Origin of the sequence: Frateuria sp. YIM B11624 (assembly GCF_049727805.1) — a bacterium.
In the GTDB taxonomy this organism is placed as follows: Bacteria; Pseudomonadota; Gammaproteobacteria; order Xanthomonadales; family Rhodanobacteraceae; genus Frateuria_A.
The window spans coordinates 94,380-108,330 of the sequence record NZ_JBCNYA010000003.1; the positions used below are offsets into that span (position 1 = coordinate 94,380).

Here is a 13,951-nt window from a genome sequence, read left to right on the forward strand (position 1 = left end):
GGCCACGACCGCTATCGATGCATGCCCTCGAGTGGCGACTGCACCAGCGGCGACTGCGGCTGGACACCTTGCGCCTGTTGTTCGTCGCTCGTCCGTGAAGCTGCCAGGAACTCGCTACTGCTGAGCGCCAGCGGCGTGGTGATGGCCTGCATGACATCCACGCAGGCGATCTGCCTGAGCGGCGAGCGCGAATCTCCCTGGACCGCAAAAGCGCGCGTTGCACCCTCGCCCAGGGTCACGTGGTCGATCCGTTCGAGGCCCTGGACATGAGCCGCCGTTGCCAGGGATCCGGCGAGATTGGCCGAGAAGGCGTCGGGGGTTCGCCCGTGCCGTGCATCGATGGCGTGGACCCGTTCGAGCGCCTGGCAGAACATCGAATGCCCCGGATGGCCGGCATCCGCCAGACTGGCCGCCTGCCGGCGCGTGGCTTCGTGCAGGACCCTCAGCGTTTCCTGACCAGCAAGACCATTGGGCTTCAGCCCGTGCGTTCGCTGGAACGTCTCGACCGCCGCCCGAGTGCCGGGGCCGAACGCGCCGTCCGCATTGAGTACGATGCCGCGCGCATCGGTGAAGCCCAGCTTGGCAAGATCGGTTTGCAGAGCGATGACCTGATCGCCGCGGGAGCCTTGGCGTAGAACGTGAACCGAGTCATCAAGGCCAAGGGTCTTCAATGTTTTCCGGATATCGGGATCTGTCGAGGCAGTGGAAGGATTGAAACCCACGGAGGCCACTTTGGCTTGTGCGCGATCCAGCGCGGCAGATGTATCACTATCGGCGTAGCTATTCACATAACGACTAGCCGCAGCGGCAGCTGCGGGGGCTGCGTAGTTGTGATGGCGGCGCGTAATTTCGTTAGCCTTAGCGACTACGTCATCATAATCCCCTCCCTGCAACAGGACGCTGCGGAATTCGGCCAATGCCGCGGGTCTTTGATTCGCCGTCTTAGTAAGTATGGCAATGGTTTCCAAACGTCGATCTTCAGGAATATTTCGGCCTGCGGCATCCAGTATTTCCAAAGCTGCCTGCGTGGCACTGCGAATCTGCGGGTAGTCGATGTTCCGATGGATCCAGCTTTGTCCCTCCCCTGATCCGGCCCAGGCGTTGATGCTGTCTCGCACGTCCGGGTCAATGAAAACCAGGGTGCTCCTGTGCCGCTTGCCGTCTCCGTGCGAGAGCAGTTGAGCACGAAGTTCCGTAGTGTCTGAAGGGAATTTGAGATGGTGTGCTTTTGCGTAGCTCGCCACCTGCGAGATGAGACCATCCACATAAGTGACTTGACCGGGCTGCAGGGGCGCGTCCTTCGTTGCCCCTAGAGGCCAGGTCCCACGCTGTCCGAGGTCGACCTGAATGGTGCCAAGCGAGTAGCCACTGTTGACCGCGACCCTAGCGGTATCGCCCCAGTTCGGCTCCGCTCCTTTAAAAGTGATGCCCGCGATAGTCAGATGATACGGAAAGGGGCCACCCTCCGTAGCTCGCCCCACAATGAAATACATGGCGCCGGCAAGGGCATCAAGGTCGTGCGTATTCGGTCCAGGCATGCCGTTACTCCTTTAACGAGCGAGACTGAAATGCGGTGTTACAAACCGTCAGCGATAGCCGAATACTCGTCTAGCTCGTTTGCTCGACGACAAATCGAAAAAAGCTCGTTCTCTTCAATTTGAAGGTTATCGACAAGGTTGCTCCCATAGATCGACCCTTCAAATTCAGAAGTTTTGTCTTGAAATTTAAGCCAGCTGCGTTCTGCGTCGACAAGGCCTTTCTTTTGATTCTCATTGAGCTTGCGCAGCAGCGCCTGATATGTACTGTTGAGGCGGTGATCCTGCCGCTCCCGTTCCTGTGACAGGCACGCAGCTTGCTCAATATCGGCCGAACCCGCCTTGTCGATACACGCATAGAACGCCTCGGTGATCCCCTTCGGCGCATCGCGCCGGATCAATTCGCTGGTGCTGTCGGTCGCCCCTGCCTTCGCCCCGCAGGCAAGCAGGGCGAAGGCGATGGCGGTCATGCTGATGCGTTTCATGGCAGCTCCTGGTGGCGGGCTTTCCGTAGGAGAAACAAGCTTGCCGCGGCCCGGTGCGCGTGTCTGTCAGCCGATGACTACGATTGGCGGCCGGTAATGCCAAGGACGTCAGGATTCGCGCACATCGACCGCGATCGACGGCTTCCGCTGGCCAAAAAAAGGCCCGCCATCGCTGGCGGGCCTTCCTTCATCACTGTTTCGACGCCACCCTCAGTGGGCGCTGTGCGACAACCCCGGACAGGCGAGGTCGAGCACGAAGCCATCGTGGTCGGACACGCCGATGGCCTTGCGGATGTCGGGATAGCCGGCGGCATCGTCCTGCGTCTGGTCCGGCGCATCCAGATTGGCACGGCCGTACTGGAAGCTGCGGAAGCAGCGCTGGGCCAGGCGGTCGAGCAAGGCCTGGTCGAGCACCTGCGCCACCGGCACGTCACGGCCGGAGTCGAACGAGCCGTTGCGGGCGTAGCCCTGGATGGCGCCCAGTTGCTCGGTGAAGATGAACGAGTAACGGTCGTTCGCCGGCACCGACTGCACCGCGTTCCACAGCGCCGGCTTGACGATGTTGCCGCCGAGGTTCAGTAGGTTGGCGCTGTCGTCGTAGGTGCCGGCGATGGCGCCGACCACGTCGACCCAGCCGTCGGTGAACTGATAGGCGTTGAAGTCGCCCAGCACCACCAGCGGCTCGTAGGCCGACTTGGCGTCGGTCTGCAGGTTCTGCACGTCCTGCGCGATGTCCTTCGCCTGCTCGAAGCGCTTCTCGCGATTGCGCGGAGCGTCGGCGCCGCTGTCCACGCCGATGCGCGACTTCGGGTGCACCGCCATCAACCGGAACGAGAACCCGTTGCGGTCGAGCATGGTGGCTTCCAGCAGCAGCGGCGGACGGTCGTGCAGGAAGTCGGTCTTGCCCGTGCCGGGGTCGGTCCAGGTGGCGTCGCCGCCGAGCTGGGTCACCTCGTCCACGCGCACGCGGTCGGTGCGCACCAGGAAACCCACGTCGATGCCGCTGGGATCGTGGCCGTCCACGAGGTGGGCGCTGTAGGTGACGTGCCAGTCTGCGGCCAACTGGTCGGCCAATCGCTGCAGCACCGCCTGGCTCTCCACTTCCTCGGCGGCCAGCACGTCGGGCAGTTCGAGCACGCCGCCGATGTAGGCTGACAGGCGCTCGAGCTTGAGCTTCAGGTCCGCCTCGGTCGGCGTGCCGTCGTCGCCGCACTCGTACTGGCTGTTGCCGCCGTCGGTATCGCACAGGCGCAGCATGTTGAGGTTGCCCACGCGCAAGCCGTGCGCGTTGTTCAGGTCATGCACCGGGCGCGGCAAGGTGTTGGGATCGAGGATGCGCAGCTTGGTAGGCTGGAAGTCGTAGTCGCCGAAGCTGTAGCTCATCACGCCCTCGGCCATGAAGCGCGCGCCGCCGTTGATGCCGGTGCCTTCGGGTACGGCGCCGAGCGCGTCGGCGTCCATCTCGAACACCTCGGGATTGCCGTCCCACACCCCGGAGTGGATGTCCGACGGCTCGGTACCGAACGGCACGCCCGGCGAACGCAGCGAGCGGGTGCCGTTGGCGCTGACGAACACCTCGGCGAACGGGTCGCTGCCGTAGCGCTGGTTGCCGCGGTCGACGATACCGTTGGGCACCACGATGCGCATGCCTTCGAAGCATTCGAAGTTGGTCATGCCGCAGGACAGGTGGCCAGGGTCGCTCGACGGCAGCTTGCGCCCGAACACGACCGGCGCCGGCAGGCGCTGGCCGGTGCCCGTTACGGTGATGGTGGCGCCGGTCAGCTCCGTCAGCCCGTAGTACTCGGACACCCTTGCGCGCACGTCCACCGCGTCGCCCACGGCCATCTGCGGCGCGCTGCCGGTGAACACGTAGACGCCATTGGAGGTGTAGCGGTCGTGGTCGTCGCGGCGATCGGGCGTCTGCATGGTGAAACCGGACGGGCCGACGCTGGTGACGACGTTGCCGCGGGTGATCACCGGCTGGCTGACGAACGGCGAGCGGTCACCGCTGCCCTGGATCTGGAAGATTTCCACCTGTGCCGCGTCGTCGTTGAGGATGCCGCCGATCGCATCGCCTCTGGCGATGGCAAGACCGGCGGACGGCTCGCTGAGGTGCACGGCGAAATCCTGGTCCGGCTCGACCGTGGTGTCGCCGTGCACGGCGACCGTGACTTTCTGTTCCGAATCGCCGGCCGCGAACGGCACGACTTCGTCCACTGCGTCGTAGTCGCCATCGGCCACCGTGGCGGCGCCGTCGGCGGTGGTGAAGCGCACCTGCACCGCGGCCGGCGCCGGCTTGCTCAGGCTCAGGGTGAACACCAGCGCGGTGGTGCCGCTGTCGCCCTCGTCGACCGCCGCGTCGGCTACCGACACGCTCAGGCCCACGTCGGAACAACCGCCCTTGCTGTTGTGCGGTTGCGAGGGCGCCTGCAAGGCGAAGTCGGCGGCATTGTCGCCGGTGTCCTGCACGTTGCCCGCCGCATCGCGGATACGCGCGTAGGACTGGTCGGCGTTGGTGGAACCGAGCGAGGCCAGGCGCGTGCCCTCGCCATAGGCGGAGCCGCTGCTCAGGCCCACCTGGTCGACGACCTGGCCGCCGGCGTCGGCGATGGCCAGGCCGCCCGTGTCGGTGATGCCGGTGTTGTAGCTGACATCGCCAGCCACGCTGCCCGAGTAGCCGCCGCTGGCGCTGTTGGTCAGCAGCAGGTAGCAGCCCGGCGCGATCGTGGTGCCCGCGGGCAGCGTCGCGCGGGTGCCTGTGGTGCCCGAGGCGTTGGATGCGAGCAGCGCGTAGCCGCCCACCGCGAGCGGCGCACCCGAACCGTTGTGCAGCTCGACGAACTCGTCGTTGCCGCCCGCCGGCCCGCGCACCCGGAAATTGCTGATGGTGAGGTCGGCGGCCAGCGCAGGCAGCGAGGCCGCAAAAAGACATAGCGCCATCCCCATGGCGCGACGTGATCCATGCATGTCGAGACTCCCCTCGTTGTGGATGTATTCCCCCAAGCCTTGCAGCGCCTGATGACAGCGCGATGGCATCGTAACGGCGCGCCATCGCGGGCGCGCCGCCAGTAACGGAACTGCGGCGTGAACCGGGTGTGTGCGGCGTCACGGCAGGGAGATGCAGTGCCCTGAGACGTCGCTAATCGTGCCCTCGAGCGGGGCTGTCCGATACGCGTTCGAGCACGGCGACGTTCACGTCGTATCGCCACCGGAAACCGAGCGCGTGGTAGAGCGCTATCGCGGCCTCGTTGCTTTTCCACGCATGCAGGAAAGCCGTTTCACCGCGCGCCGCGATACCCGCGGCCACATGCCGGGACAGGCGTTTGGCCAGGCCGCGCCCGCGGAAGTCGGGATGCGTGCAGACGCCGCTGACCTCGGTGTATCCCGGAAAGTGGAACCGCTCGCCGGCCATCGCCGCCAGTCGCCCGTCGATGCGGATGCCGAAGAAGCACCCCATGCGATGCGTGTGGCGCAGGAAGGGGCCAGGCTCGGTGAGCGTGGCCAGGGCCAGCATCTCCGCCGCGTCACGATCGGACAGCGCGACGATGTCGGCCGCTTCGTCGGGCGGCGCCACCGCCGCCTCGGCGATCATCTGCACACCCGTGGCCTGCCTGATCGCGATCAGGTCCGAGGGAATGCGGATATCCGGCACCTGCAGGACGAACACGGGATCGGATGGCTGCACCAGCCGCGCCAGAGCCTGCAGCGCGGCCTCGCTGTCGTCGCGCGCGGATGCAAAGCGATTGACGTCCGGCTCGTATCGCCGCGCCAGGTCGTCGCCCAGCGAGAGTTCCGCGTGGGCCGTGCAGAGGCTGGACCAGACCGGCCGGTCGAGCAGGTTCATGCCACGGTCCTCCATCGTGTCGATCGACACGGAAACCTGCGCCAAAGCCCGCTTGCCTGCAAGCTTAGGCCGCACGAACCGACCGGACGTGCGCGCGTCGCCAGCGCAGCACTTGCCGGACTCCGCCGTGAATCGCCGTCGTCGACGGTTGCCATCGGCGCTGGTCTCCGTGCTAGCCTTCGATCCCGAAGGGGAGTAGCTCCCACGTGCTGACGCCGTCATGACGAGCCAGGCTGACTAGCCCAGGCTCCGGTGCAGCAGCAGGCCGATCCGGCCTGTGAGCAAGACCTTCGCCGTTCCGCGGCGAAGGTGCGTCCATCCGATGCATGTCCGCTGCGGCCTGGCCCGCGGGTTCCGGCATGCCACCACGCCATGCATGCCGACGCCCGCAGGTCGACACCGGACCGTGCGGCAGCCGTGCCGCAGATCCGGCAGGACTCCGGAGACAGACGCATGTTGTGCCCCGTATGCAAGACCGTGAACCTCGCCATGACCGACCGCCAAGGCATCGAGATCGACTACTGCCCCAGTTGCCGCGGCGTCTGGCTGGACCGCGGAGAGCTCGACCGCCTCATCGAGCGGGCCGAACCGCCTGCCGCGCCCTTCACGGCGGCCGGGACCGCACCGCCGTACAACGGACGGCCCTACCCTCCCGCCCACGACCACGGCTACCACGACGGCCACAAGCACGGCCGCAAGCGGCACAAGTCGCTGCTGGGCGAGCTGTTCGATTTCTAGTTGCCGTTGCGACGCGCCGCCGGCCCTCTCCCCGGGGCCGGCACCCCTTGAGCCCATCCCGCGAGTGGAATATCGATGGACGCACTGCTGAACCCCGAGATCTGGATTGCGCTGGCCACCCTGACCGCGCTCGAGCTCGTACTGGGCATCGACAACATCATCTTCATCTCCATCCTGGCCGCCAAGCTGCCGCCCGGGCAGCGCGACAAGGCGCGCCGGCTCGGCATCGCGCTGGCAGCCGTCACGCGGCTCGCGTTGCTGATGGCGATCGCCTGGATCGTCGGGCTGACCGCCCCGCTGTTCTCGGTCGCCGGCCAGGCGTTCTCCTGGCGCGACCTGATCCTGATCGGCGGCGGCCTGTTCCTGATCGCCAAGGCCACCCACGAGATCCACCAGAAGCTCGAGGGCGCGGCGGCGGACGCGAATCCGGCAAGAGCGGCGGCCGCCTCGATGGGGGGCGTGATCGTGCAGATCATGCTGCTCGACGTCGTCTTCTCGCTCGACTCGATCATCACCGCCGTAGGCATGGTGGACGAGCGCTGGGTAATGGTCGCGGCGATCCTGATCTCGATCGGCTTCATGCTGGCCTTCGCCAGGCCGCTCGGCGATTTCGTGGAGCGGCATCCGACCGTCAAGGTGCTCGCGCTCAGCTTCCTGATCATGATCGGGCTGGTGCTGATCGCGGACGGTTTCGGCCGGCACATCCCGAAGGGCTACATCTACGCGGCGATGGCCTTCTCGGTGTTCGTCGAGCTGATCAACCTGTGGATCCGCAAGCGCAGCGGACGGCCGACGAAGCTCCAGGAACAGCAGGCCGGATCGGACGACCCGGCCTGAAACGTCCGGATCGGCGACGACCCGGCGTCCGCTTGCCCGTTCGTGCCCGATTTGCGCCCGCTCGCCGCCTCGCCGGGAGATCATGATCCAGCCTTTCCTGGGGAGGGACGCGCGATGAGGACGTTGCTGATAACGCTGTGCACGCTGCTTGCCGCCACCGGCGCGCAGGCTGGACCTGGCACCTGGCAACCCGCGCCGGGCCACACCCAGGTGCCGATCTGGCCGGGCGCGGTACCGGACGAACAGCCGGTGCCTGGGCCGGAAAAGGCGACGGTCAGCACAGGCCTGATCGCGGGACGGCCGGCCACCGCGGTGACCAACGTGACGCGCCCGACGATGACCGTCTATCCGCCCAGGGGCAGGAACAGCGGCGCCGCGGTCGTGGTGCTGCCCGGCGGAGGTTTCGAGATCCTGGCCATCGACCTGGAAGGCACCGAGGCCTGCGACTGGCTGACCGCCAACGGCATCACCTGCGTGCTGCTCAAGTACCGCGTGCCGGGCCCGCCCTACGACTGGCACTGCGATTGCCGCCCGCACAACTACATGGTGCCGACGCTTGCGCTCGAGGATGTGCAGCGCACGCTCGGCCTGGTGCGCCACCACGCCAGGGAGTGGCACGTCGATCCGCACAGGATCGGCGTCATGGGCTTTTCCGCCGGCGGCTTCCTGGTCGCCGAAGCGAGCACCCGCTACAAGCAGCGCCTGTACAAGCCGGTCGACACGGCGGACACGGAAAGCATCCGCCCGGATTTCGCCCTGGCGATCTATCCGGGCCACCTGGCGATGGACGGCAAGCTGAACCCGAACGTGCCGGTCACCCGCGACACGCCGCCGACCTTCGTCCTGCAGGCCGAGGACGACCACGTGGATGGCGTGGAACAGGCGCTGGTCTACTACACCGCGCTCGCCAAGGCGGGCGCGCCCGCGGAGATGCACCTGTACGCCCACGGCGGCCATGCCTTCGGCCTGCGCCAAACGAAGCTTCCCGTTTCCGGCTGGCCCGAACTGGCGAAGACCTGGCTGGTAACCATCGGCGTGTTGCCGCAGTAGCGACGCAGGGAGCGGCGCTCACCCCTCCGGCACAGGGCCTGCGTGGCTCACGCCGGCTTGCTCAGCCGGACGCCGCCTCCCTTGCAGGGGCTCTTGACCTTGGTATAGCCGGCACCAAGGACCTTGACGATCTCGCCGTAGCTCGAGTTCTTGTTGCCGGCGTACTTCTCGTTGAAGGCCGCAACCGTAACGGCCCCATCCACCTTGCCGGCGTTCAATGCCTCATTGATCTTGGCGTGGTAGACGTAACAGTGCGTCGGCACCGCTCCGGACGAGTCGGCCAGTGCGCCGTCCAGCCACTGGTCGTTCGCCTCCTGCGACCATGCCTTTCCCGCTTCCAGAAGAAACCAGGCGAGGCAATTGGGGACGATCTTCCCGCCCGAGCTTGCATTGACATGCGCCTGGACGCCGGCACGCAGCAGAGTGGCGTACTGGTTGTCGGCGCCGATGGCCAATCGCGATCGGTCGAGGGCGAGGCCGCCGGCTGCCCGGAGGTCGATGAGGTAGGTTTCGAGCGGGGTCGGCATCGCGTTGCTCCTTGCTGTAACGATGGCTGCAATTCCTATTGCGAAAAACGCAGGCACCTTCCGTCAGCAGGGTCCAGCGCTGTTCGATCCATGCTGCGGCGTAAATGGCGCCCGGAAACGATGCGGACCGTGTGGGCCGCGCGGGATATCGCGATGGTCGACGCGCAGCGGGGGCGGCCACCGGCGTCGGTCAGCAAGCGCCTCCGCTAGCTGCGTACGGATGCCTGGAGCGGCTTCTCGAACCAGTGATCCGCGTACGGGTTGTCGTTGTACGCAGGAATCTCGCGATACCCGTTGCGGGCATACAGGGCGCGCGCCTCGGTGAGCGTGCGGTTGGTATCCAGCCGCAGCATGGACAGCCCCATCGCGGCGGCGTGATGCTCCAGCGCATCGAGCAGGCGCTGCGCGATGCCCAGTCCGCGTGCGGCGGGCGACACCCACATGCGCTTGATCTCGCCGACGCCCTCGCCGATGCGCTTGAGCGCGGCGCAACCCAGCGCCTCGCCGTCCAACCGGGCCAGCAGGAACAATCCCGACGGCGGCACCAGTTCCCGCGGATCGGCCGATGGCCCGCGGGCCGGATCGAAGCCGGCGTCGAAACGCACGGCGAGCTCGGCGAGGTAGGCGTCGATGCATGCCCGGGCGTCGGCACCGGCGGCATCGGCCACTTCCACCGTGACCGAGGCGGCACGCATCAGCCGCTCCACTTCCGCCATCGCGGCGACGAGGCGCTGGCGCTGGGTTTCCGGCAGGGGAGCCAGCAGCCCGTCGGCCAACTCCTGCGAGCGGCGGTCCAGCAGGTCGAATTCGCGGCGCCCCTTCGCGGTCAGCGTCACCCGACGCACGCGCGCATCGCCCGGTGCGGGTCGCGACCGGGCGATGCCCTGCGCCTCGAGCGAGCGCAGCATGCGGCTCAGGTAGCCCGAGTCCAGCGACAGGCGTGACCGCAGCTCGCGCACTTCGGCGCCGCCGCGGCCGATCTCGAACAGCAACCGCGATTCGGCGAGCGGCCGGCCACGGCCGAGGTAGTCGTCCGTGAGCACGCCGATCCGGCGCGTCACCGCGCGGTTGAAGCTGCGGACCTGCTCGACCTGATGCTCGTCCATTTCCTGACTTTAGTCAGCAAAATGCGGGCGGTCAAGTCCGGGCAAGCCACCTCGGTCAGGCTTTCTCGTCGGGCTGGCTCATGCGGCCTTCCGCGCCGATAAGATCGGGCTTGTCCAAATGATCGAACCTCGCGCGTCATCGGAACGGCGACGCATTCGCCCGCCGATCACCCACTGCGGAGAATCCCGATGCAATACCTGCTGATGCTTTATTCAAACGAGAACGGCTGGTCGGACATGACGCCGGCCGAACAGCAACAGGCCGTCGCGGCCTATGGCGCGTACACGCAGGCGCTGAAGACCGCGGGCGTGCTGGTCGGCTTGAACCGTCTGCAGCACAGTTCGACAGCGACCACGGTGCACGTGGCGGACGGGAAATCGCAGGTACTGGATGGCCCCTACGTGGATTCCAAGGAACAGTTGGCTGGCTACTACCTGATCGACGTGCCGGACCTGGACGCCGCGCTCGCGTGGACCGCCCGCTGCCCCGGCGCGAGCCACGGCACGATCGAAGTGCGGCCGGTCTGGAGCATGTAGCGTTGGACGGCGCGACGCAGGCACACCGTACCGCGGACGCCGTCGCGCGCCGCAGCTACGGCAAGCTCGTCGCCTTCCTGGCCGCCGCCATGCGTGACGTGGCGGCGGCCGAGGATGCCCTGTCCGATGCGTTCGCCGCCGCGCTGGTGGACTGGCCGCTCAACGGCTGTCCGGCGAATCCGGAGGCTTGGCTGCTGACCGTGGCACGGCGCAAGGGTATCGACGGCATCCGGCGCCGGCGCAGCGGCGAGGCCGCAAGCGCGCAGTTGCAGGTGCTGGCGGAACTCGACCAAGCAGTGTCGGCGACGACCGATGATGCGGCTCTTCCGGATCGGCGGCTGGCGCTGCTGTTCGCCTGCGCGCATCCGGCGATCGACCCCGGCATCCGCGCGCCATTGATGTTGCAGGCGGTGCTCGGGCTGGATGCGAAGACCATCGCCGCGGCGTTCCTCGCCTCGCCCGACGCCATGGGCAAACGCCTTGGGCGCGCCAAGCAGAAGATCCGCCAGGCCGGCATCCGGTTTGCCGTTCCGGAGCGCGACGAACTGGCCGGTCGGCTGGACGGTGTGCTCGACGCGATCTATGCCGCCTTCGCGGAAGGCTGGAGCGATCCCGGCGGTACCGATCTGCTCCGCCGCGACCTCACCGCCGAGGCGCTGTTCCTCGCCAGCCTGGTGGCCGGCCTGCTGCCGCAGGAACCCGAAGCACTGGGCCTGCTGGCCTGCATGCTCTACGCGGAGGCGCGGCGGCGCGCACGCCGCAGTGCCGACGGCGACTACGTGCCGCTGGACGAGCAGGACGTCGCCCTGTGGGACGCGGCGATGATCGATGAGGCCGAAGCGCTGCTGCTGCGCGCGAGCACGCTGGGCCGCATCGGTCGTTACCAGCTCGAGGCGGCGCTGCAGTCCGCGCATGTCGAGCGCCGCCGCAGCGGACGCACCGACCGCACGCCCGAGGTGCAGCTCTACGACATGCTGCTGGCCATCTCCGGCTCGCCGGTGGTCGCCCTCAACCGGGCGCTGGCCATCGCGGAGGCGCAGGGTCCGCACACGGCGCTGGAGATCGTCGATGCGCTCGCCGAGGACGGCCGGCTCGTCGATTACCAGCCCTACTGGGCCGCGCGCGCCGCCTTGCTGGCCCGGATCGGTTCGCACCGGGAAGCCCGCGATGCCTTCGAGATCGCCATCGGCCTTGCCGGCGATCCGGCCGTGCGGCGTTTCCTGCAGAAGCGCCAGGCCGAACTGCCGCGCTGAAGCGCCGGTTGCAATACCTAGGCAAACGTTCCCATAGTGGGCGGAGCAACCCCGCGGGTTGCCGCCCTGCCCCCCATGAGGATCCACGCCCATGAAAAAAGCCGCCCTGGCTTCGGCAATCGCTTCGCTCGCCTGCGCCCTTTCCCTCGCCTCGTTCGCCGCGCCCACGCCGGGCGTCGACAACGCGAAGGTGACGCCCGATATGATCCAGACCGGATCGGACATCCCATCGAGCTGGAAGCAGCCGCAAGGCAACTTCGACTACGTCAAGCGAGACGTGATGATCCCCATGCGCGACGGCGTGAAGCTGCACACCGTGATCGTGATCCCCAAGGGCGCGCACGGCCTGCCGATGCTGCTCGAGCGCACGCCCTACAACGCCAGCGGCTTCATGCCGGAGAACAGCCCGCACATGGCCGACGCGGTGTGGTCGGGCGACAAGGACTGGGCCGACGGCAGCACCATCCTGGTCTGGCAGGACGTGCGCGGCAAGTACAAATCGGAAGGCGACTACATCATGACGCGCCCGCCGATGGGGCCGCTCAACCCGACCAAGACCGACGACACCACCGACGCCTGGGACACCATCGACTGGCTGGTGAAGAACATAAAAGAGTCCAACGGCAACGTCGGCATGATCGGCTCGTCCTACGACGGCTGGACGGTCGCCATGGCCCTGCTCGACCCGCATCCGGCGCTGAAGGCCGCGGCGCCGGAAAGCCCGATGATCGACGGCTGGATGGGTGACGACTGGTACCACTACGGCGCCCTACGCCAGGTCAACCTCGACTACTTCACCGGCCAGATGAGCAAGAAGGGCGAGGGCGACAACATCCCGCGCGAGAACTACGACGACTACACCAACTTCCTCGAAGCGGGTTCGGCCGGCGCCTACGCCGAGGCGAACGGCTTCAAGCAGCTGCCCTGGTGGAACCGTTTCTCGGCGCACCCGGCGTACGACGCGTTCTGGCAATTGCAGGCGCTCGACAGGCTGCTCGTCGCCCATCCCTCCACCGTGCCGACGATGTGGCTGCAGGGCCTGTGGGACCAGGAGGACATCTACGGCGCGGTGCATGCCTGGGAAGCGCTCGAGAAGGCAGGACACGGCGCCAACAACCACCTGGTGATGGGCCCCTGGTGGCACAGCCAGATCAACCGCGAAGGCTGGACCATGGGCCCGCTCAAGTGGCCCGGCGACACCACCGCGCAGTTCCGCCGCAACGTGATGATCCCCTGGTTCAACCACTACCTGCGCGGCACGCCTCTTGCCACGCCGCTGCCGGAGGCGATGATCTACAACCCGGTGGCGCAGCGCTGGGACAGCTTCTCGAACTGGAAGCCGGCCAGCGAGCAATCGCTCACCCCGCTCTACCTGCAGGCCGGCATGGGCCTGGCCTTCCAGCAGCCCTCCGGCGGCAGCGACAGCTACGTCTCCGACCCGGCCAAGCCGGTGCCCTACCTGCCGCGGCCGATCCCGCAGAAGAACGACCGCTGGCGCACCTGGCTGGTGCAGGACCAGCGCTTCGTGGCGGACCGTCCCGACGTGCTGTCCTACGTCACGCCGGTGTTGACCCAGACGGTGACGGTCCAGGGCGCCCCGATCGCCGACCTGTTCGCCCGCACCACCGGTACCGACGGCGACTTCGTGGTCAAGCTGATCGACGTCTATCCGGGCAGCTATCCGAGCGACCCGGCGATGGGCGGCTACGAGCTGCCGGTCTCGCTGGACATCTTCCGCGGCCGCTACCGCAAGAGCTTCTCCGACCCGTCGCCGATCCCGGCCAACCGCGTGCAGGAATACAAATTCCGCCTGCCGACGGTGAACTACGCGTTCAAGCCGGGCCACCGGATCATGGTGCAGATCCAGTCCAGCCTGTTCCCGCTCTACGACCGCAACCCGCAGACCTACGTGCCCAACATCCTGTTCGCCAAACCGGCCGACTACCGCAAGGCGACGGTGACCATCGAGCACGGTCCCGAGGGGCGAAGCGCGGTGCTGTTGCCGGTGGTATCCAACTCGGGCAGCGGCGGCTGACCGC

General features: G+C 67.1%; 12 protein-coding genes. 6 read left to right on the forward strand and 6 right to left on the reverse strand.

What is annotated here, in order from left to right:
* Window positions 1-11: 11 nt before the first annotated feature.
* The 4 genes from AAIL17_RS02385 to AAIL17_RS02400 form a co-directional block, all read right to left on the reverse strand.
* The gene (locus AAIL17_RS02385) at window positions 12-1,538 is read right to left on the reverse strand and encodes an XVIPCD domain-containing protein (RefSeq protein ID WP_424681208.1); all 1,527 of its coding nucleotides are present in this window, start codon (window positions 1,536-1,538) and stop codon (window positions 12-14) included.
* 38 nt (window positions 1,539-1,576) lie between these two features.
* Window positions 1,577-2,020 carry a lysozyme inhibitor LprI family protein gene (locus AAIL17_RS02390; protein ID WP_424681209.1) on the reverse strand — a complete coding sequence of 148 codons (444 nt, stop codon included), beginning with the start codon at window positions 2,018-2,020 and terminating at the stop codon, window positions 1,577-1,579.
* A 210-nt stretch (window positions 2,021-2,230) separates the two neighbouring features.
* Window positions 2,231-4,987: a Calx-beta domain-containing protein gene (locus AAIL17_RS02395; protein WP_424681210.1), complete on the reverse strand. Its 2,757-nt coding sequence runs from the start codon at window positions 4,985-4,987 to the stop codon at window positions 2,231-2,233.
* A 172-nt stretch (window positions 4,988-5,159) separates the two neighbouring features.
* Complete coding sequence (locus tag AAIL17_RS02400) at window positions 5,160-5,864, reverse strand: GNAT family N-acetyltransferase (RefSeq protein ID WP_424681211.1); 705 nt, start codon at window positions 5,862-5,864, stop codon at window positions 5,160-5,162.
* Between the two features lie 453 nt (window positions 5,865-6,317).
* Between AAIL17_RS02400 and AAIL17_RS02405 the strand changes: the two genes are divergently transcribed.
* The 3 genes from AAIL17_RS02405 (at window position 6,318) to AAIL17_RS02415 (ending at window position 8,489) form a co-directional block, all read left to right on the forward strand.
* Window positions 6,318-6,602: a zf-TFIIB domain-containing protein gene (locus tag AAIL17_RS02405; protein WP_424681212.1), complete on the forward strand. Its 285-nt coding sequence runs from the start codon at window positions 6,318-6,320 to the stop codon at window positions 6,600-6,602.
* Between the two features lie 75 nt (window positions 6,603-6,677).
* A complete protein-coding gene (locus AAIL17_RS02410; RefSeq protein ID WP_424681213.1) occupies window positions 6,678-7,439 on the forward strand; it encodes a TerC family protein in 762 nt (253 codons plus the stop codon).
* 114 nt (window positions 7,440-7,553) lie between these two features.
* Window positions 7,554-8,489, forward strand: a complete 936-nt coding sequence (locus AAIL17_RS02415; protein WP_424681214.1) for an alpha/beta hydrolase — start codon at window positions 7,554-7,556, stop codon at window positions 8,487-8,489.
* A gap of 47 nt (window positions 8,490-8,536) precedes the next feature.
* Here the strand turns inward: AAIL17_RS02415 and AAIL17_RS02420 are convergent, their stop codons facing one another.
* Together AAIL17_RS02420 and AAIL17_RS02425 are read right to left on the reverse strand one after the other, a co-directional pair.
* Window positions 8,537-9,016 carry a hypothetical protein gene (locus AAIL17_RS02420; RefSeq protein ID WP_424681215.1) on the reverse strand — a complete coding sequence of 160 codons (480 nt, stop codon included), beginning with the start codon at window positions 9,014-9,016 and terminating at the stop codon, window positions 8,537-8,539.
* A gap of 206 nt (window positions 9,017-9,222) precedes the next feature.
* Entirely contained in the window at window positions 9,223-10,122 is a 900-nt protein-coding gene (locus tag AAIL17_RS02425; protein WP_424681216.1) for a bifunctional helix-turn-helix transcriptional regulator/GNAT family N-acetyltransferase, read from the reverse strand.
* Between the two features lie 189 nt (window positions 10,123-10,311).
* On the opposite strand from AAIL17_RS02425, the gene AAIL17_RS02430 reads away from it, so the two are divergent.
* The 3 genes from AAIL17_RS02430 (at window position 10,312) to AAIL17_RS02440 (ending at window position 13,947) form a co-directional block, all read left to right on the forward strand.
* Window positions 10,312-10,659 carry a YciI family protein gene (locus AAIL17_RS02430; RefSeq protein ID WP_424681217.1) on the forward strand — a complete coding sequence of 116 codons (348 nt, stop codon included), beginning with the start codon at window positions 10,312-10,314 and terminating at the stop codon, window positions 10,657-10,659.
* 2 nt (window positions 10,660-10,661) lie between these two features.
* A complete protein-coding gene (locus AAIL17_RS02435) occupies window positions 10,662-11,912 on the forward strand; it encodes an RNA polymerase sigma factor (RefSeq protein ID WP_424681218.1) in 1,251 nt (416 codons plus the stop codon).
* Between the two features lie 91 nt (window positions 11,913-12,003).
* Window positions 12,004-13,947 (forward strand): CocE/NonD family hydrolase, encoded by a 1,944-nt coding sequence (locus tag AAIL17_RS02440; protein ID WP_424681219.1) that lies wholly within the window; start codon window positions 12,004-12,006, stop codon window positions 13,945-13,947.
* Window positions 13,948-13,951 lie beyond the last annotated feature (4 nt).